Here is an 18358-nt window from a genome sequence, read left to right on the forward strand (position 1 = left end):
GCGCTCGGGCAGCGGGGCCGGGTCGTTGCGACCACCAGGAAGGGTGTCATGGCCGTTCGTCCGATCGCCGCGACCGGGCCTTCCCCGCCCGTTGCAGGAGAATCCGCACCCTCGACATTCGGTGCGCGGGTGCGGCGGGCCGTCGACGTCCGCGCGCTCCGTATGCGGGTGTTCCTCCTGGCGACCGTCCTGTTCCTACCTCTGGTGCTCGTCACGGTGTTCGCTGACCGCTGACACGAGCGACGCCCGGCAGGCCGAGCCGGACCGGCGTAGGCTGGAGTGGTCCGGGACTCGACGACGTTCCGCAGCTGAGGCGCCCGCCACGCCGGCTCCGCCCCTGGGGACACCAGCTCCGTACCGCACGATTCGTCGGTCACAGTGAGAACTCGGATACCCGCCGCACACCTCGGCGTCCCGGTGATGAGGATCTACCAGCACCTCCAACCGCTACCTGGTGACCATGACCGTCCGGAACGGCTTCACGAGGGAGCAGACGATGAGGATCGCCAGGCACAGGATCGTTGCCGCGCTACGGGAGCGTGGCCAGCGGGCCAGGGCCGACTGGGTCGAGCGCGAGTTGCCGGAGCGGGTGGACTCCGAGAAGCACGTCGGGCTGCTCGCGACCCTGCGTCTTGATCCGGCCGACCTCGCCGACGCCACATCCCCGTGAAGGTGGCCCTGCTCGGGCCGGTCGCCTGGCGGACACCCCCCTACCACTACGGCCCCTGGGAGCAGGTGACCGGCCTGCTCGCGGAGGGGCTGACCGCACGCGGTGTCGACGTGACACTCTTCGCGACGCTGGACTCGGTCACCTCCGCCGCCCTCGACGGTGTGTGCCCCCGCGGGTACGCCGACGATCCGAGCATGGACGGCCGGGTGTGGGAGGCGCTGCATGTCTCGCACGCGATGGCCCGCTCGGCGCAGTTCGACCTGGTGCACAACCACCTCGACTGGCTGCCGCTGGCCTTCGCCGAGCACTGCGACGCTCCGCTGCTCACCACCGTGCACGGCTTCTCCGGTGCGGGAATCCTTCCCGCCTACACCAGGGCCCGCTCGTCCTACGTGTCGATCTCCGACGCCGACCGGACCGCCGGCCTCGACTACGCCGCCACGGTGCACCACGGCGTCGACCTCACCGGGCTGCCGTTCACCCGCGACGCCGGCTCGGGACTGGTCGCCTTCGGCCGGATCCATCCCGACAAGGGCACCCACACCGCCATCGAGATAGCGCGGCTCGCCGGCCGACCCCTGACCATCTGCGGCATCGTGCAGGACGAGCGGTACTTCACTGAACAGGTGGCCCCGCACATCGACGGCGATCAGGTCGTCTTCCTCGGCGCGGTGGGTCCCCGCCGACGCGCGGAGATCCTGGGCGCCAGCACCGCGCTGCTGCACCCGATCGCCTTCGACGAGCCGTTCGGCCTGTCGGTGGTGGAGTCGATGGCCTGTGGCACGCCGGTCGTGGCGTACGCCCGGGGGTCCATGCCGGAGGTCATCGACGTGGGGGTGACGGGGTTTCTCGTGCACACCGTCGAGCAGGCCGCCGACGCGGTGACCCGGGTCACCGGCCTCGACCGGGCCGGCTGCCGGGCCCGGGCGCGGCAGCGCTTCGGCGCCGACCGGATGGTCACCGACTACCTGGCCGTCTACGACGACCTCATCCACCGCCCGCAACGCCGGACCTGCTGACCATCCGACGAATCCCCCGCGGCCGACAACCGGAAGGCCCCACACCCATGCCCCACTACGGTTTCCTCAGCACCCACCCACCGACCCGGTGCGGACTGGCCACCTTCAACTCCGCGCTGGCCGCCCACCTGACCGCCGACGGCACCCGGGGTGGCGTCGTGCGGGTCACCGACGGGAGTGACGACCAGCGCGCCCTGCCCGGGGTCGTGCACACCTGGTCGGCGCGCACGCCGACCGGCTGGCGGGACGCCGCCGCCGCCCTGAACACCTTCGACATGGCCATCGTCCAGCACGAGTACGGCATCTACCCCGGCAGGGACGGAGAGGACGTGCTGCCGTTGCTGCGCCGGCTGGCCGTGCCGAGCATCGTGGTCCTGCACACCGTGCTCCGTCAGCCCTCCGCCCAGCAGAAGTCACTGCTGGAGCAGATCGTCGCCGCCGCCGGGGCGGTGGTCACGATGACCGACACGGCCCGCGACCGGCTGCTCGTGGGCTACACCGTGGACCCGGCGAAGGTCACGGTCATCCCGCACGGCGCCGCCGTCCACGTCGGCGGGGCCGTCCCGCGGCGCACCCGCCCCCACCTGCTCACCTGGGGGCTGATCGGCCCCGGCAAGGGCATCGAGTGGTCGCTGCGGGCGCTGGCCCGGTTGCAGGACCTCGACCCCACACCTACCTACACCGTCGCGGGCCGGACCCATCCGAAGGTGATCGAGCACCAGGGCGAGGCGTACCGGGCGGGTCTGCACCGGCTCGGTGCGCAGCTGGGCGTCGCGCACGCCGTGGACTACCAGGCGGTCTACCACGATCAGTCGGTGCTCAGCGCGCTGATCCGCTCCGCCGACGTGGTCGTGCTGCCGTACGACTCCCGCGAACAGGTCACCTCCGGCGTTCTCATCGAGGCGGTGGCCGCCGGGGTTCCGGTCGTGGCCACGCCGTTCCCGCACGCCGTCGAGCTGCTCACCGGCGGCCCCGGTCTGGTCGTACCCCATCAGGATCCGGCGGCCCTGGCCGCGGCGATCCGGCGGATCCTGACCGAACCAGGTCTGGCCGCCCGGTTGGCCGGCCACGTCCGGCCGCTGGCCGCGCAGCTGAACTGGCCGGCGGTGGCGGCCCGCTACGACGCCCTCGCGGGGCGGCTCCTCGCCGCCCGCTCGCCCGCGGTCAGCGCGGCCTCGGCGTGACCGCGACCGCCGACCGTTCCACCAGGACGGCCAGCAGCCCCACTAGCGGTCAGCGCCGGAACGCGCCGGTGCCGAGCTTCGCCCACCTGGCCCGGTTGAGCGACGACACGGGCCTGTTCGAGCACGCCCGGCACGCCATCGTCCGGCGGGAACACGGCTACTGCACCGACGATGTCGCTCGCGGTCTGGTCGTCACGAGCCGGGAACCGGAGCCGCCCGAGGCGGTGCTCCGGCTCGCGGAGCGCTACCTCGCCTTCCTGACCCACGCGCAGGACGACCGCGGCGCCTTCCACAACAGGCTCGGCCACGACCGGCGCTGGGCCGACCGGCCCGGGCTCGGTGACTGGTGGGGTCGGGCACTGTGGGGCCTGGGCACCGCCGCCGGCCGCAGTCCCGCGCCCTGGATCCGGGAGGAGGCGCTGGTCGCCTTCGGCGCGGGTGCCGCGCGGCGCTCCCCGGCGCCGCACGCGATGGCCTTCGCCGGGCTCGGCGCCGCCGAGGTGCTGCGCCGGCACCCGGGGCACGCCGCCGCGGCCGCGCTGCTCGCCGACGCCGCCGACGCCGTCGGCGTCCCCGATCCGAACCCGCGGTGGACCTGGCCGCAGCAGCGCCTGACCTACGCGAACGGCGCCCTGGCGGAGGTCGTCATAGCCGCCGGTCAGCTGGGTGACGACGGCCCACTGCTCGGCACCGGTCTGCGGATGCTGGCCTGGCTGCGCCACGTCCAGACCCTCGACGGGCGGCTGTCGGTCATACCGGCCGCCGGGTGGCGACGTGGCGCGGTGCGGCTGCGCCACGACCAGCAGCCGATCGAGGTCGCCGCCCTCGCCGACGCCTGCGCGACGGCCGCCACGGTGACCGGTGACCCCGTCTGGGACGTCGGGGTGCGTCAGGCGGTCGGGTGGTTCCTCGGCGACAACGACGTGGGTACCCCGATGTGGGATCCGGCGACCGGTGGCGGCTACGACGGCCTGACCCCGCACGGACCCAACCTCAACCAGGGCGCCGAGTCGACCCTCGCGCTCATCTCGACGCTGCAGCATGCCCGGCGGTGGTCGTGACCCGGACCCTGGCCGTCCGGCAGGACCTCACCCTCGCCCCGGATCCACGCCGGGTCATCGTCAAGCTCTTCGTCCCCGGAGAGGACGCCGCCCTGGTGCGCACCCGCGCGCACGCGCTCATCGACCGCGTGGCGCACCTCGACGACGAGGAGACCGGCCGGCTGCTACGGGACACCTTCGACCGCTTCGGTGGCCGGCACCGGGACCTGGACAGCACGTTCCAGCACCACTACGACCTCGTTCGGCACCGGGCGGACCCCGCCCGGGACCTGTCCCCCACCACCCGTCTCCTGGTCGGCGCCTACTTCAGCCACGAGTACGCGGTCGAGGCCGCCGCGCTGTGCAATCCGTCGATGGTGGCCAATCCCGACCAGACCGGTCTGGAACCCGGACAGCTGCGCGTCGCGGTGAGCCTGCGCCAGATCGGCGAGGGGCACCTGTCCTCCATCGGCTTCGCCACCGCGGTCCTCGGCCCCGGGCGCCGGCTCGCCGTCGCCGACCGCTCCGGCCCCCCGGTGGTCGGTCGTCGGGTCGGCGTCCGGCACCGTCGGGACCTGCTCGCCGCGGGCCTGGCCGAGATCGACTGCGACAACGAGGTCGCCGCCACCGTGCTGGACGCCCTGCCCGAACGGTACGACGAGGCCACCTTCGAGCGGGTGCTCGGCAGCCTGCCACCGGACCTGCTCTCCCGCAGCACCGGGTTGCGCACCCTCGAACACCTGCGCCGCACCAACGCGGCCAGCTACGCCACGGCCTTCCCCGCCGACAGCGGCCTGCATCAACGGGTGCTCTGGCCGGCCATCCCGGCCGAGAGCAACGGCATGGAGGACGCCCGGTTCGTCCGGTTCGTCGACGAGTCCGGCCCGGTGTACCGGGCCACCTACACCGCCTACGACGGGCGGCACATCGCCACCCGCGCGCTGGCCAGCCGCGACCTGCGCCGCTTCCAGATCACGCCGATGCGTGGGCCGGGCGCCCGCAACAAGGGCGTCGCGCTGTTCCCCCGTACCGTCGGCGGGCGCCACCTCGCCCTCTGCCGCTCCGACGGCGAGACCATCGGCCTGACCCGCCTGGACAGCGAGAACCGGTGGCAGGTCCCGGTGCCCCTGCGCACCCCGAGACACAGCTGGGAACTGGTCCAGGTCGGCAACTGCGGCTCCCCCATCGAGACCGAGGCCGGGTGGCTGGTGCTCACCCACGGCGTCGGCCCGATGCGCCGGTACGCCATCGGCGCGCTCCTGCTCGACCTGCACCGACCGGAGCGGGTCATCGCCGAGCTTCCCGGCGCGCTCCTGGCACCCGACGAGGCCGAACGCGACGGGTACGTGCCGAACGTCGTCTACTCCTGCGGCGGGCTCGTGCACGCCGGCGAGCTGTGGCTGCCGTACGGGGCGAGCGACGCCAGGGTCGGCTTCGCCACCGCACCGGTGAGCGCGCTCATCGCGGCGATGGTCGAACCCGCACCGCCGATCGGTGGCTAGGAGGCGCAGACCTCGTCACCGGGCCGCGGCCCCGTCCCGCCGCTCATCGCAGCCTCAGCGCGACCGCCCTGGCCTCCTCGTCGGTGAGCGGCAGGAACCAGAGGAAGCGGCGGACGATGGCGACCGGATCCGGCCCGCCGGGCCGGCCGCGAAGGTCCCGGATGGCGCGGCGGGTGATCCGGGAGAACTCCGGGATCAGGGTCGCGCGCCGGGCGGCGTCCGTCGGGATCGCGCGCAGCGCCGGGCAGGGCCAGTCCCGACCGCAGGCGTCGCACCGCCAGGACGGGCCGGTGGCGGTGTGCGCGACGGGCGGGCCGCCGCGGGTCCGCCAGCGCGTTTCGGGCACGCCGTTGGTCACCCTGCCGGGGCCACGGTACGGAGAAACGAGCGGCCCGATCGAGCCCGGCATGGTCGGGCGGGGCGGCGGCGGACCACTTGTCGGTGTCGGCTTGTTCTCGGCCATCGGCGTCCCTCCTCGGCGTCGTCTGCACAACAGCCTTCCGAGGGTTGCCGGGCAATCACACAGCGTTATGTAATCTCCTTCGGACGGTTGTTTTGTTCCTGAGGGGACGGGCATGAACCACGCGTTTGTCGCGGCACTGGCCGAGGCGGGCCACACGGCCGAGAGCCTGGCTGGTCAGCTCAGTGTGCATCCGAAGACCGTCGCCCGGTGGGCAAACCCCGGCCATATTCCTCAGGGGCGGCACCGCGCCACCGTCGCAAGCCTCCTCGGCCGGCCTGTCGACGCGCTCTGGCCGGACGCGGTCCAGCGCCGCGAGCCCGTGTGGTTCCGGCCCTGGGTCGACATCGAGCGCGAGGCGGTCGCGCTGCGCGCGTTCCAACTCGCGTGGGTGCCGGGGCTGCTCCAGACCGAGGCCTATGCCCGCGCCACGTTCCTCGGTCAGCCGCTCACGACGGCCGAGGTCGCCGATCTGGTCGCGGCGCGGCTCGATCGGCAGGCGATCCTCACCCGGGAACGCGGGCCGTTCTTCGTCGCGGTGGTCGACGAGCAGGTTCTGCGCCGCCCCGCGGCCGGCGACCGCCGGCTCATGGCCGCGCAGCTGGCCCATCTCGTCGCCTGCGCCGAACTGCCCAGCGTCCAGCTCCACGTCGTGCCGCGGGACACGCCGACGTATCCCGGGCTCGACGGGCCGTTCACCCTCGCGGAGTTGCGGGACGGCACGCGGGTGGCGCACGTCGACAGCCAGGCCCGTGCGCAGATTATCGACCAGGCAACCGAGATTGCTACGCTGGAGCGCCGGTGGGAACGCATCCGGGGTGAGGCTCTTCCCCGCGGGCGGTCCCTGGACCTCCTGAAAGAAGCGGCTACAGCATGGACCTGATCGGTGCCCGGTGGCGCAAGAGCACCAAGAGCGGCGGCAACGGCGGTGACTGCGTCGAGGTCGCGGACAATCTCGCGGGTGTCGTCGGCGTCCGGGACTCCAAGGACCCGACCGGGCCGGTGCTCACCTTCGACCCGGCCGCCTGGACGCGCTTCGTGGAGATGACCAGGCGCGGCTGACCCCGTACACCTTCGAAGGCCCTCGGCGACCCGCCGGGGGCCTTCGGCGTCTCCCCGACACGAGGCAACTCCCACGCGTCGCTCCCGCGGTGACCGCGGGGCAGGAACGGAGCGCCACGCGCTGCCGCCGGGGCGCGTCTGGGGGGGGATCGCTGGGTAGCGTAGAGGGGTGGTTGATCAGCGCCAGGTGATGAACTTCCGGGTGCGGGCCCAGCAGCTCGACCGGGCCGAGGGCACGCTCGCAGAGACCGCGGTGCTCGACATCGGGATGCAGGACACCGGCACGGACGGCGGCCGGTGGGCGCTGGCCATTCGCGGGGTCGACGTGGCCACGCTGTCCGCGGAGGAGCTGGTCCTGCTGTGGACCGTGCGCGGTGCTCCCCACCTCTACCGCCGCGCCGACGTCGGGAAGGTGGCGGCCGCGGTCGAGCCGTTCTCCGACGCGGACGCGGGCAAGCGCATCTACGACGCCGCCAGGCCGTTGAAGGCCGCGGGCATCGGCAACCTGGCCGCCCTGGACGAGGTGGCCGCCCGGATGCGGGCCGTCGTCACCGGGCCGATGGTGAAGGGGGACGTCTCCGGCCGTCTGGCCGAGGTGATGCCCGAGCCGTACCTGCGGTTCTGCCGACCCTGCGACGCCACCCACCTCTACGAGATGCCGTTCCGGCTGGCCGCCGTGCGGGCCGGGCTGGAGCTGCGACTCGACACCTCGCCGCCGGTCCTGCACCGCATCCGGGGGTTCAAGAAAGCCGTCGCCCCGGGCGACAGGTTCGACCTCATCCGCGCGTACCTCCGTCTGCTCGGCCCGGCCACCCCCAAGCAGGTGGCGGACTACCTCGACGCCCCGGTCAAGGAGGTGAAGGCACGCTGGCCCGAAGACGTGATCGAGGTGCTGGTCGACGGCGAGGCCCGCTCGCTCCTGGCCGCCGACGAACAGGCGCTGGAATCGGCCGACGCGACGGCAACCCGCCTGCTCGGCCCGTTCGACCTCTTCCTCCAGGCCAAGGACCGGGCGACCCTGGTGCCGGACCCGGCCCGCGCCAAGGAGCTGTGGCCGGTGCTGGGCCGGCCCGGCGCCGTCCTGGTCGACGGTCAACTGGTCGGCACCTGGCGTCCCCGCAAGTCCGGCAGGACGATGAAGCTCGCGATCCAGCCGTGGCAGAAGCTGCCCGCCGCCACCCGCGACACCATCGTCGAGCAGGCTGAACGCCTCGCCGCCCACCGCGGGGTCTCGCTGGCCGGCGTCGAGTTCGCCGACTGACGGAGGACCGGTCAGGTTCGCGTCCGGAACGGGGCGAGGGTGGCGCGGATCTGGTCGCCCGCGCCCCAGTCGTCGTCGAACTGGGCCAGCACGGCGAGGTGTTGCCGCAGCTGGACGATCGGCATGCGGGCCGGCCAGTCGCGGTCGAGGGAGGTCAGCTCCGCGTAGACCTCGAAGAACCGTTGCGCCTCGGGCGGTGGCGAGGTGGACCACACGTGGGCGAGGTCGACCTCGGCCCACATGTAGGACACGGCCGGGTCGATCAGCGCGGGCTGCCCGTCCGGGGTGGCCAGGACGTTCTGTGCCCAGAGGTCGCCGTGCGTCAGGCAGGCCGGCCGGTCGGGCAGCAGGTCGGGCAGCCGGTCGCACAGCCGCTCCAGGGCCGCCCGGTCTCCGGCGTCGAGTGCCGCCTCGACGCGGGGCTGGCCGAGCCACCGGAGCAGCCGGTGCTGGGCGAAGAAGGCGAAGCCGTCGTCGTCCCAGGTGTTGATCTGCCGGCGACGGCCCAGCCAGTTGTCACGGTGCCATCCGAAACGAGGATGGGTCGTGCTCGTGTGCAGGTGGGCGAGCGTGTGCGCGAACCGCTCCCAGAATGCCGCGCTGCGCGGCCGGGGTCGCAGCACCGACAACACGATCAGTTCCCGGTCCGCCAGGATCACCTCGGGTGTCGTCGCGCCGCCGAGCTCACGCAGGGCGGCCAGCCCCTCGGCCTCGGCGAGGAAGACGCCGTCGGCCGGCGCGTCCGCGAAGGCCTTGACGAACACCGGCGGCGCGTCCTGGCGGGTGGCGATGCCCGCGAGTGCCGCCAGCCCACCCGTCGCCGGCTCCACCGCGACGACGTCGCGCATCCCGGCCCGGAGCAGGCACTCCCGCAGGAACGTCGTCGACCCTGTCACTACGGCTCCTCGTGTCCGGGCTGCCTGTTCGCAAGATCCTAGGTGAACGGTTGACGACCTTCCGAGGACCGGCCCGCGGCCCGGGATCGCGTGCACGACAACCCGGGTGCGGGCGCCGGCGGACTCGTGTTGACTCTGGCGGTGGATCGTCAACGGCTCAGCAGCATCGCGCACTCGCACCACCCGATCGCGGCGCCGATCTCCGGTGTCACCGTCAACCGGCTCCTGCGCCGGGCGGGCCGCCAACCGGCGGCCCGTGTCCTCGACCTCGGCTGCGGAGCGGGATCCTGGGCGCTGCAGGCCCTCGCGCACTACCCCGACGGGCACGCGGACGGCGTGGACGTCAGCCCGTACGCGCTGGAGCGCGCCGCCGGCGCCGCCGCCGAACGCGGCCTCGCCGACCGGCTCACGCTGCACGAGCGCGACGCCCGGACGTACGTGCCGGACGGCGACTACGACCTGGTGCTGTGCGTCGGGTCGACACACGCGTTCGGCGGGTTCGGCGAGACGCTCAAGCTGGCCGGCCGGCATGTGAACGCCGACGGCGTGCTGCTGGTCGGTGAGGGCTTCTGGCAGGTCCCGCCGACTCCGGAGGCCCTCGCGGCGCTCGACGCGAAACCGGAGGAGTTCACCGACCTCGCCGGCCTGGTCGACGCCGCCGAGCAGGCCGGCTGGACGCCGGTGTACGCCCATGTCAGCGACGCCGCCGAGTGGGACGACTACGAATGGTCGTGGATCGGCTCGCTCACCGAGTGGGCGCTGGACAATCCCGGCCACCCGGACGCCGCCGAGGCGCTCACCGCCGCCCGGGAGCACCGCGATCAGTGGTTGCGCGGGTACCGCGAGGTGCTGGGCTTCGTGACGCTGGTGCTACGCCGGTGCTGATTCCAGCACCTTCTTGAGCAGGGCCAGGTCACCGCTGACGAGCCCGGCGTCCCGCGCGAACTCGGCGTCGGTCATGCCGGGCGAGCGGCGCAGCGTGAAGACCACCTCACAGCCGTCGCCGTCCGCGATGGCCCGCAGCGGCACGTACACCGTCTCCCCGGAGGGCGTCACGACCTCGTGGTCGAGCACGCCGTACTCGTTGCGCGGCGCGAAGGTGAGCCGGGCGCGGCCCTCCGGTGTGTCGACGAACCAGACGCCGTCCTCGCGCACCACCGGGCCGCCCAGGCCCGGCGCCCAACGGGGCAGGTTGGCGGGGTCGGCGGTGAACGCGTAGACCTCGGCGACCGGCCGGTCGATGTGCACGCTCAGGTGCCGGGATTCGGTGGCCATCGCCCCATCATGGCAGCACGCGCCGCCGCAGTCAGTCAGTCCCCGGCGGCGCGTCGGCGCTCCTCGCGCAGCTTCATGGCGTACTCCAGCAGCGTGATCAGCACCTCCTTGACCGACTCCCGCTCCCGCGCGTCGCAGAGCACCACGGGCACCTCCGGGTCCAGGTCGAGCGCGCCCTGCACCTCGTCCAGCCGGTAGCGCTTGGCGCCCTCGAAGCAGTTCACCGCCACCACGAACGGCGTGCCGCGCCCCTCGAAGTAGTCGATCGACGGGAAGCAGTCGGCCAGCCTGCGGGTGTCGGCCAGCACCACCGCGCCGATCGCGCCCAGCGCCAGCTCGTCCCAGACGAACCAGAAGCGGTCCTGCCCGGGGGTGCCGAACAGGTAGAGCACCAGGTCGTCGCTGAGCGTGATGCGGCCGAAGTCCATCGCCACGGTGGTGGTGGTCTTCTCCTCCACACCGGACAGGTCGTCGATGCCGATCCCGGTCTCGGTCAGCACCTCCTCCGTCCGCAGCGGCCGGGTCTCGCTGACCGCGCCGACCAGGGTGGTCTTGCCCACGCCGAAACCACCGGCGATCAGGATCTTGATCGCGGTGGGCAGCGGCGCCGCTCCCGCCGGCCGCTCAGAGCGCCCGTAGTCCATTGATTACCGCCTCGAAAACACTGTCGTCGGGAAGGCCGGCGGGGGTCGCCCGCGGCTCACGGACCTGCACCAGGCTGCGGGCCGCCAGGTCACCCAGGAGGACCCGGACGGTACCCACCGGCAGGTCGAGGTGGGCGGCGATCTCGGCCACGGACTGGATCCGCTGGCAGAGACCGACGATCGCCACGTGTTCCGGGCCGAGCCCGGACTCCGACGCCACCTCCGCCCGGGTCGCCGTGACCAGGGAGATCAGGTCGAACGTGCCGGTCACCGGGCGGGCCCGGCCACCGGTCACCGCGTACGGGCGCACCACCGGGCCCGCGTGGTCGTCCACCCACTCGTGCTCCGCGGGGTCCCCCTGGCCGGTCATCGCGCCGGGTTCTCGCCGAGGGGCTGTTCCCGTGTCGGTGAGGCGACGAACCGGCCGACCCGGGTGACCAGCATGGCCATCTCGTACGCGATCAGGCCGACGTCGGCGTCCTCGGACGCCAGCACGGCCAGGCAGGCGTTGCGGCCGGCCGCGGTGACGAACAGGAACGACGACTGCATCTCGATGATGGTCTGCTGCACCTGACCACCGCCGAACCGCTTCCCCGCGCCCCGGGCCAGGCTCTGGATGCCCGCCGCCATCGCCGCGAGATGCTCGCCGTCGTCCCGGCTCAACCCGCGGGACGAGGCCATCAGCAGTCCGTCGGTGGAGAGCGCCACGGCGTGTTCCGCCTGCTTGACCCGGCCGACCAGGTCATCCAGCAACCACGTCAGGTCCGCGCTCGAAGCCGTCTTCTGCGCCACTCGTCGTCCTCTTCTCCCCCGGCTGGTGTGCCGTGCTCGTCCGGGATCGCCGGTTCGGCGGTCCCTAGGTCGCCTGACCGTCGCCGGTGTCCGGCGCGCCGGCGTCGTGCGCCCCGCCGAGCAGCCGGGCCGCGTCGGTCCGGCCGCGTCGGGTGCCGCTCTGGTAGGAGCTCATCATCCGGCGCACCTGCTCCGGCGGGCGCACCGTGTCGTCGTCGTCGCTGCCGCCGTCCTCGACAGCGGACTGGTCGTGCCGCAGTTCCGGCGCCAGGCTGGCCTGGCGGACCCGGACGGGCAGCCCGCCGTCGGTGCGGGCCGCCGGTGCACCGTCCGTCTCCGCCGCACCGGCCGGCGCGGCGTCGGCGGTCCCGGTGTCCACCGGGGACAGCGCCGCGGTGGGCTCGGCGAGCGCGGGCTGCCGTTTCCGGGTACGCGCCGGCAGCCCGGACGGGGTGAGCCGAGGCTCGTCCGCGTCGGCCTCCGGCGCCGGGGCGGGTGCTTCCGTCCCGTCCGCGACCGGCTCCGCCGGACCGGCGCTCTCGGCCAGCGCCACCGTGGTGGCCGGCCGGTCGCCGGCGGGCTCGGCCGCCGCGCTCTCCACGGCCGGGGAGGCGGGCACCGCCGTTGCGGACTGCCCGGCGCCGACCGGGAAGCCGCCGGAGGTGCTCGGGTCCGGCCCGTCGTTCGTGACCAGTTCGAGGGGGATCAGCACCACGGCGGTCGTCCCGCCGTACGCCGATTCCTTGAGCTGCACCTTCACCCCGTGCCGCTCGGTGAGCCGGCTGACCACGAAGAGACCGAGCCGGGCGGCGTTGGCCAGGTTCAGCTCGGACCGGTCCACGATGCGCCGGTTCGCGGCGGCCAGCTCCTCCGCGCCCATGCCGAGGCCGCGGTCCTCGATCTCGATGGCGAAGCCGTTGGACACCATCATGCCGCGCACCTCGACGGTGGTGTGCGGCGGCGAGAAGGAGAGGCCGTTCTCGATCAGCTCGGCCAGCAGGTGGATGACGTCGCCGACGGCCCGGCCGGTCAGCGACACGGGACCCAGCGGCCGCACGGTGACGCGGGTGTAGTCCTCGACCTCGGCGACCGCGCCGCGCACCACGTCCACCATCGGCACGTTGCGCCGCCACGCCCGGCCCGGCGTGGAGCCGGAGAGGACGATCAGGTTCTCCGCGTTGCGCCGCATCCGGGTGGCCAGGTGGTCGACGCGGAACAGGTCCTCCAGTTCCTCGGCGTCGTGCTCCCGGCGTTCCATGGCGTCGAGCAGGGTGAGCTGGCGGTGCACCAGCGCCTGGGTGCGCCGGGCCAGGCTGAGGAAGACCTCGCGGACGTTGCGGCGCAGCTCGGCCTGCTCGACCGCGGTGCGGATGGCGGTCTCCTGCACGGCGTTGAACGCCTTGCCGACCTGCCCGATCTCGTCGTCACCGGTCTGCAGCGGTGGCGCCTCGCGGGCGACGTCGACCTCCTCGCCGTGGCCCAGCCGCTCGACCACGCTGGGCAGCCGCTCGTTGGCCAGCCGGAACGCCGCCTCGCGCAGCCGTTCGAGCTGCCGGACCAGCGCCCGGGCGGTGGTGATGGAGACGACGATGGATGCCACGACCGCGATGAGGCCGAGGCCGGCGGCGAGCACCAGCCGGACGATGACGCCGACGGCGACCGGGGTGGCCCGGGCCACGATGTCGTCGCCGCCGGCGAGGATCACGCCGCGCAGGTCCTCCATCGACCGACTCACGGCGGCCTGCCAGGCCGTGGCGGTGACCGGCGGGCGCACGTCACTGCCCTTGGCGGCGAGCACCCGGTCCTGGAGGGTGCGGAGCTGCCGGAACGCCTCCCCCTCGGTCATCTGCTGGTAGCGGGCCCGGTCGGTCGGGGCGAGGTCGCGGGCGGTGCGGTCGGAGAGGAACCACTGGGCGCCGACCAGCCGGGCGAAGGCGCTCTGCTCCGCCACGGTCATCCGGTTGGCCGCCACCGCGCCGGTGAGCAGGGCGTCCTGCTGGGACAGCAGCTCCCGGGCCCGGTTCAGGTCGATGAGCGCGGCGGTGTCCCGGGCGATCTCGTCGTCGTCCAGGCCGCCGAGCGCGTCGAAGACGCCGAAGATGGCGTCGACCGCCTCGTTGTACGCGGCCAGCGTCGCGGTGCGGTCGATGGTTTTGCGGCCGACCTCGGCGCGGACCGCGCCGAGCTGCTCGACCTGGGTCTTCAGGTCGGTGATGCGCTGCTCCAGCTCGTCGCTGGCCGGGATCTCGGTGCGCCAGTCCTGGGCGGAGCGCCACAGCGCGGCGGCGCTGTCGTCGGTGCGCTGCCGCTGGGCGACGAGGTCCTGGAGCTGGTCCGGGTCGGACTGTCCGAGGTACAACAGCGACAGCCGCCGCTCGTTCTGGAGCTGGAGCAGCAGCGGGTCGGCCGGCTCGAAGACCCGCGCGTTGAGCGCCTGCACGCCGAGCAGGTTGAACCCGTCCCGGACCGTCACCCACGCCGCGAAGGCCCAGAGCGCGATCAGGGACGCCAGAAGGGCGATGATCTTCGTACGGAGATTCGTACTGCGGGAACGCATCACACCGTCCTGGCCCGGTATCCGATCAGTCGGAAATCCGATCGACTCCGGCGCACGCTAGCAGTCGTCGTGAACTCCATTCAAGCGATCCTGATCATGGTGTTGCCGGCCCGGTGGGAGTTGGGTCGGCCGACCACGACGCGGCCAGCACCGCTGCGCGCACGATCAGGGTCGGACGGTAGAGATCCTTGTCGTGCCACAGGGCCGGCCCATCAGCGCGTCCGTCCCACTCGGACAGTCGCCGCCGCCCCCGCGCGAGCGCCGCATCGACCCGCGTATCTCCCGGCCGCCCGGCGCCGGACAGCGCGAGGACCGCGTACGCGGTCTCCTCGGCGGTGCCGCCCCAGCGCCCCCACGACCCGTCCGCCCGCTGGGTGCCGAGCAGCCAGCCGACGCCCCGGTCGACGGCGGCCCGCGCCGTAGCGCCGGCGGCGTGGTCGGCGAGCGCGAGCAGCACACAGTAGGTCGCGTAGTACGCCGACGCGTGCCACCGGTCGTCCCACGAGCCGTCCGGCTCCTGCCGCTCGACCAGCCAGCCGGCGACCCGGTCCACGGTGGCCGCGACCCCCGGGTGGCCGGGGTGCTCCCCGAGGGCGTCGAGCACGTGGGCGTTGGTGGTCACCGACGCCCCGTCCTCCCCCGGCCAGGTGCAGAAGTGCCGTCCGGTGTCGTACGCGTCGAGCCGGGACACGTCGAGCGGCCGGCCCAGCCGGGCGAGCGCGTACAGGGCCACCGAGGTGGTGTCGGCGTCGGCGGGCAGCCCGGGTCCGGTGGCCGCACCGGACACCCCGACGGCGGCCCGCAGCTCCGCCACGAGCGACCCGGGGACGGTCAGCGGCACGCCGGCCCGGGCCAGGATGCCGAGCACCCAGGCGCGCTCGAAGACGGTGATCGGGCTGGCGCAGGGCACCGGACCCCGCGAGCCGACCCCCCGGAGGTAGTCCAGGGCGGGCCCCGGCTCGGGGCGACCGAGCCAGGCGGCCGTCGCGGCGGGCGAGGCGCCGACCGCGCCCGCCCCGGCGGGCCGCACCCCGGCCGCCCGGCGGGCGCCGTCGCCGGCCACCTCCAGCGCGTGGGCCAGCTTCTCGGGCACGGGCCGCCCGGTGGCCAGCAGGCCGCGTACCCGGGTCAGCCGGTCCGGGTCGAGACCGGCCGGCAACGGCAGGCGGACCCCGGCCCAGTCGGCCAGCCCGGCCGGGGGTCGCGCGAGGTGCCGCTCGACGGCCTCGCGCAGCGCCGGCACGATCAGGTCGGTGGCCGGCAGGTCGGGCGGGGCGCCGGCGTCGAGGGCGCCGGCCAGGAAGGCCAGGCCGCGGTGCGCGGCGCCGGCCAGCGGCGCGGTCGGACCGTGCTCGCCCCGCCGCAGCACGGTCAGCAGCGCCTCGGTGGCGCTCAGGGTGGGCACCAGGGCGTACCCGCCGGGGCCGCCCCACCCGCCGTCGGCGCGCTGCCGGTCGAGCAGCCAGGAGACGCGGACGTCGTGGCCGGGCAGCCACGGCGCCAGGCCCACCAGCCGGCCGGTCTCGTAGACCGACGCGGAGGTCTGCCCGGCCGGGTTGTCCACCATGGCCTCGACGAGTTCCCGGACCTGCCCGGCGCGGGCGTCGCCGGCACGGGTGACCCGCGCGGGTCCCGCGGTGAGGCTCACTGGGCCCCCCAGAAGTCGGTGAGCCGGTAGAACCCGCTGGTGAAGCCGAGCTGTCGGGCCAGGAAGTCGGCCTGCCGGGGGCAGGCCGGCGCCAGGTCGGCCAGCAGCCGCCGGCAGTGGTCGACCTGCTCCGCCAGGCGCCGCTCGATCTCCGCCGGGTCGTCCACCAGCAGGAGCGCGTTGAGGTCGCCCCACTCCCGGTCACGCCGGTGGGTGCCGAGGTCGTTGACCAGCCGCAGAGCCCGCTGGACCTCGTCGCTCACCGCGATCAGCCGGGGCAGCTCGCGGTGCGTGGCGGTGTCCCCGGTGTGGATCCAGTGCGCCACGTTGACCACCGTGGCGGCGAGGTTGTCGGCGTTCGCCAGGTACGCGTCGAGGGTGGGGTGGTCGGCCTGCTTCCATTCCCACTCGCGGGCCATCGCGTCGAGGGTGCGGGCCATCGCGTCCCGCCACGGCTCGCGCAGCTCGCGGTAGGCCGGGGTGGCGGCCAGGTCGTCCCGCAACTCGGCGAGGAACCGGCCCAGCGGGTCGTCGGGCGCGGCGCCGTCGACCACGGCGAGGCAGGACTTGACGATCCGGTCGACCTCCGACCGGGAGGCCGCCAGGTGGTCGACCTGCCAGTCGACCGCGAAGCCCCAGAGCACGGCGCGGTTGGTCAGCGCCAGCTCCTCGGCGGTACACCAGGGCGCGCTGAACGACATTGCGAGGGCGATGCTGCTGAACAGCGCCGCGTCGAACGGCCGGCCGGGAAACAGCTCGGCGTGCCCGGCCGCGCACCGTTGCAGGTCGCGCTGGCCCTTCGCGGCCTGCGCGCAGATCCGCCCCTGCTCCGCCGCGGCGGCGACCGGATCCGGCACCTCCCCGCCGGTCATGCCGGCTCCGCCCGCCGCTCGGCGGCCAGCAGGGTCAGCTCGACCCGCTCGCGCGGCCGCAACGCCGCGGCCAGCCGCAGGCCGGGTACGCCGGGACGACGCAGCCGGAACCGGTAGCGGCTCAGCATCGTGGCGAGGATGAGCTGCGCCTCCAGGTAGAACAGGTACATACCGAGGCACTGGTGCGGGCCGCCGCCGAACGGGAAGTGGGCGTACCGGTGGCGGGCGCGGACCCGCTCGGGCCGGAACCGTTCCGGGTCGAACTCGTCCGGCCGGTCCCAGAACTGCCGCATGCGCTGGGTGATCAGCGGGCTGGCCACCATGGTGGCCCCGGCCTCGATCGGCACGCCGTCGATGACGTCGTCGGCCACCGCGCGGCGCGGGATGATCCAGCCGATCGGGTAGAGCCGGAGCAGCTCGTCCAGGACCATCCGGGTGTAGGTGAGGTCGGCGAGGTGCTCGCGGCGCACCGGTTCGTCGCCCACCACCCGGTCGATCTCGGCGTAGAGCCGCTCGGCCACGTCGGGCCGCTGCTCCAGGTGGGGCCAGGCCCAGGTGAGCACGTTGATGGTGGTCTCGGTGGTGGCCGCGAACATGGCCACGGTGTCGTTGCGGACCTGCCGCTCGTCGAGCTGCCGCCCGTCGTCGGTGCGGGCCTTCCAGAGCGTGGAGATGATGTCGTCGCCCTGGTCGGCCACGGCCCGGGTCTCCCGGACGATCGGCACGAGCACCTCGTCGACGATGCGGACCGCGCGGCGGAACGGGCGGTCCCCCGGCATGGGCAGGGAGAGCGGGGCGAACGGCACCACGATCCGGGGAATCACCGCGCTGGCGATGACGTCCTGCGCGTCGATCACCCGCAGCGCGTCCGGCACGGAGATCTTGTCGGCGAAGAGCACCCGCATGATCGCCCGGCTGACGATCCGGGCCTGCTCGGTGCCGATGTCGACGGGGCGCCCGGCCCGGAACGGCTCGTCCAGCTCGTCCACGGCGTCCCGGATGGCGTCGGCCATGCCGTCGATCAGCGCCTCCACCCGCTTCGCGGTGAACATCGGCTGGAGCATGCGGCGGCTGGCCGACCAGATCTGACCCTCGCCGAGGATGCCCTCGCCGAACAGCCGCTTGACCGGGCGCCAGAACAGCCCGTCGCCGGCCCGTTCGTAGTTGTCCGCCCGGTCCCGCAGCACGTGCTGGACGTGCCGGGGGTGGGTGGCCAGGTACGGGCGGAACGATCCCAGGTTCAGCCGGACGAGCGCGCCTCCGGTCCGGTTGCCCACGTCGATCAGCGCACGGGCCGGGTCCCGGAGCATGCCGGGCAGGATCTGCCGCAGCGGAACGGGGTGGGGCCGACCGGTGGGCCGGGGCGCGATCTGCGACTCGTCCACGTGAATGGCTCCCCCAGTCCTACTCAGGGTCGCGACACCGTCATGACCCGTGACGTTGCCCGCGAGCATGCCATCCTGAACGGCGGATAAA

19 protein-coding genes are annotated in these 18358 nt (G+C 73.8%); 9 read left to right on the forward strand and 10 right to left on the reverse strand.

Annotated features, from left to right (window positions below; genetic code table 11):
* The first annotated feature begins 496 nt into the window (after window positions 1-496).
* The 5 genes from NFX44_RS25995 to NFX44_RS26015 all read left to right on the forward strand — a co-directional run bounded on the left by NFX44_RS25995 (window position 497) and on the right by NFX44_RS26015 (window position 5415).
* Entirely contained in the window at window positions 497-670 is a 174-nt protein-coding gene (locus NFX44_RS25995; protein ID WP_262286225.1) for a hypothetical protein, read from the forward strand.
* Complete coding sequence (locus tag NFX44_RS26000) at window positions 667-1689, forward strand: glycosyltransferase family 4 protein (RefSeq protein WP_262286226.1); 1023 nt, start codon at window positions 667-669, stop codon at window positions 1687-1689. The genes NFX44_RS25995 and NFX44_RS26000 overlap by 4 nt, the downstream gene beginning before the upstream one ends.
* 47 nt (window positions 1690-1736) lie before the next feature.
* A complete protein-coding gene (locus NFX44_RS26005; protein ID WP_262286227.1) occupies window positions 1737-2873 on the forward strand; it encodes a glycosyltransferase in 1137 nt (378 codons plus the stop codon).
* Window positions 2874-2941: 68 nt separating this feature from the next.
* A complete protein-coding gene (locus NFX44_RS26010; protein ID WP_262286228.1) occupies window positions 2942-3934 on the forward strand; it encodes a glycosyltransferase in 993 nt (330 codons plus the stop codon).
* A complete protein-coding gene (locus NFX44_RS26015; RefSeq protein WP_315974632.1) occupies window positions 3925-5415 on the forward strand; it encodes a glycoside hydrolase family 130 protein in 1491 nt (496 codons plus the stop codon). The genes NFX44_RS26010 and NFX44_RS26015 overlap by 10 nt, the downstream gene beginning before the upstream one ends.
* A 43-nt stretch (window positions 5416-5458) precedes the next feature.
* Here NFX44_RS26015 and NFX44_RS26020 read toward each other — a convergent pair whose 3' ends face one another.
* A complete protein-coding gene (locus tag NFX44_RS26020) occupies window positions 5459-5761 on the reverse strand; it encodes a hypothetical protein (protein ID WP_262286229.1) in 303 nt (100 codons plus the stop codon).
* A 229-nt stretch (window positions 5762-5990) separates the two neighbouring features.
* On the opposite strand from NFX44_RS26020, the gene NFX44_RS26025 reads away from it, so the two are divergent.
* The 3 genes from NFX44_RS26025 to NFX44_RS26035 all read left to right on the forward strand — a co-directional run bounded on the left by NFX44_RS26025 (window position 5991) and on the right by NFX44_RS26035 (window position 8198).
* A complete protein-coding gene (locus NFX44_RS26025) occupies window positions 5991-6758 on the forward strand; it encodes a DUF5753 domain-containing protein (protein WP_262286230.1) in 768 nt (255 codons plus the stop codon).
* Window positions 6749-6937, forward strand: a complete 189-nt coding sequence (locus NFX44_RS26030; RefSeq protein WP_262286231.1) for a DUF397 domain-containing protein — start codon at window positions 6749-6751, stop codon at window positions 6935-6937. Before NFX44_RS26025 ends, NFX44_RS26030 begins: the two co-directional genes overlap by 10 nt.
* A gap of 169 nt (window positions 6938-7106) precedes the next feature.
* Window positions 7107-8198, forward strand: coding sequence for a winged helix DNA-binding domain-containing protein (locus tag NFX44_RS26035; RefSeq protein WP_262286232.1), 1092 nt, complete (start codon window positions 7107-7109; stop codon window positions 8196-8198).
* Between the two features lie 11 nt (window positions 8199-8209).
* Here NFX44_RS26035 and NFX44_RS26040 read toward each other — a convergent pair whose 3' ends face one another.
* Window positions 8210-9094 (reverse strand): fructosamine kinase family protein, encoded by an 885-nt coding sequence (locus NFX44_RS26040; protein WP_262286233.1) that lies wholly within the window; start codon window positions 9092-9094, stop codon window positions 8210-8212.
* Between the two features lie 141 nt (window positions 9095-9235).
* Between NFX44_RS26040 and NFX44_RS26045 the strand changes: the two genes are divergently transcribed.
* On the forward strand, window positions 9236-9979 hold the full coding sequence (locus tag NFX44_RS26045) for a cyclopropane-fatty-acyl-phospholipid synthase family protein (RefSeq protein ID WP_262286234.1): 744 nt from the start codon (window positions 9236-9238) through the stop codon (window positions 9977-9979).
* Here NFX44_RS26045 and NFX44_RS26050 read toward each other — a convergent pair.
* The 8 genes from NFX44_RS26050 to NFX44_RS26085 form a co-directional block, all read right to left on the reverse strand.
* Window positions 9965-10369 carry an SRPBCC family protein gene (locus tag NFX44_RS26050; RefSeq protein WP_262286235.1) on the reverse strand — a complete coding sequence of 135 codons (405 nt, stop codon included), beginning with the start codon at window positions 10367-10369 and terminating at the stop codon, window positions 9965-9967. The two genes, NFX44_RS26045 and NFX44_RS26050, sit on opposite strands and share 15 nt — an antisense overlap.
* A gap of 35 nt (window positions 10370-10404) precedes the next feature.
* Window positions 10405-11013: an ATP/GTP-binding protein gene (locus tag NFX44_RS26055; RefSeq protein WP_262286236.1), complete on the reverse strand. Its 609-nt coding sequence runs from the start codon at window positions 11011-11013 to the stop codon at window positions 10405-10407.
* Window positions 10994-11383, reverse strand: a complete 390-nt coding sequence (locus NFX44_RS26060) for a DUF742 domain-containing protein (RefSeq protein ID WP_262286237.1) — start codon at window positions 11381-11383, stop codon at window positions 10994-10996. The genes NFX44_RS26055 and NFX44_RS26060 overlap by 20 nt, the downstream gene beginning before the upstream one ends.
* Window positions 11380-11805, reverse strand: coding sequence for a roadblock/LC7 domain-containing protein (locus tag NFX44_RS26065; protein ID WP_091320827.1), 426 nt, complete (start codon window positions 11803-11805; stop codon window positions 11380-11382). The genes NFX44_RS26060 and NFX44_RS26065 overlap by 4 nt, the downstream gene beginning before the upstream one ends.
* Window positions 11806-11869: 64 nt before the next feature.
* Window positions 11870-14362 carry a nitrate- and nitrite sensing domain-containing protein gene (locus NFX44_RS26070; RefSeq protein ID WP_262286238.1) on the reverse strand — a complete coding sequence of 831 codons (2493 nt, stop codon included), beginning with the start codon at window positions 14360-14362 and terminating at the stop codon, window positions 11870-11872.
* A gap of 94 nt (window positions 14363-14456) precedes the next feature.
* Window positions 14457-16010 (reverse strand): prenyltransferase/squalene oxidase repeat-containing protein, encoded by a 1554-nt coding sequence (locus NFX44_RS26075; protein ID WP_262286239.1) that lies wholly within the window; start codon window positions 16008-16010, stop codon window positions 14457-14459.
* A complete protein-coding gene (locus NFX44_RS26080) occupies window positions 16007-16882 on the reverse strand; it encodes a terpene synthase family protein (protein ID WP_262286240.1) in 876 nt (291 codons plus the stop codon). The genes NFX44_RS26075 and NFX44_RS26080 overlap by 4 nt, the downstream gene beginning before the upstream one ends.
* Window positions 16879-18192 (reverse strand): cytochrome P450, encoded by a 1314-nt coding sequence (locus tag NFX44_RS26085; RefSeq protein ID WP_262286284.1) that lies wholly within the window; start codon window positions 18190-18192, stop codon window positions 16879-16881. Before NFX44_RS26085 ends, NFX44_RS26080 begins: the two co-directional genes overlap by 4 nt.
* Window positions 18193-18358 lie beyond the last annotated feature (166 nt).

The sequence above is a fragment of the Micromonospora sp. MA102 genome (assembly GCF_025460765.1).
Lineage (GTDB): Bacteria > Actinomycetota > Actinomycetes > Mycobacteriales > Micromonosporaceae > Micromonospora > Micromonospora halotolerans.

Coding starts and splice junctions, on each gene's coding strand:
- NFX44_RS25995 (WP_262286225.1), top strand. CDS start 497: ATGAGGATCGCCAGGCACAGGATCGTTGCCGCGCTACGGGAGCGTGGC.
- NFX44_RS26005 (WP_262286227.1), top strand. CDS start 1,737: ATGCCCCACTACGGTTTCCTCAGCACCCACCCACCGACCCGGTGCGGA.
- NFX44_RS26025 (WP_262286230.1), top strand. CDS start 5,991: ATGAACCACGCGTTTGTCGCGGCACTGGCCGAGGCGGGCCACACGGCC.
- NFX44_RS26030 (WP_262286231.1), top strand. CDS start 6,749: ATGGACCTGATCGGTGCCCGGTGGCGCAAGAGCACCAAGAGCGGCGGC.
- NFX44_RS26050 (WP_262286235.1), bottom strand. CDS start 10,369: ATGGCCACCGAATCCCGGCACCTGAGCGTGCACATCGACCGGCCGGTC.
- NFX44_RS26055 (WP_262286236.1), bottom strand. CDS start 11,013: ATGGACTACGGGCGCTCTGAGCGGCCGGCGGGAGCGGCGCCGCTGCCC.
- NFX44_RS26060 (WP_262286237.1), bottom strand. CDS start 11,383: ATGACCGGCCAGGGGGACCCCGCGGAGCACGAGTGGGTGGACGACCAC.
- NFX44_RS26070 (WP_262286238.1), bottom strand. CDS start 14,362: ATGCGTTCCCGCAGTACGAATCTCCGTACGAAGATCATCGCCCTTCTG.
- NFX44_RS26080 (WP_262286240.1), bottom strand. CDS start 16,882: ATGACCGGCGGGGAGGTGCCGGATCCGGTCGCCGCCGCGGCGGAGCAG.
- NFX44_RS26085 (WP_262286284.1), bottom strand. CDS start 18,192: ATGCTCCGGGACCCGGCCCGTGCGCTGATCGACGTGGGCAACCGGACC.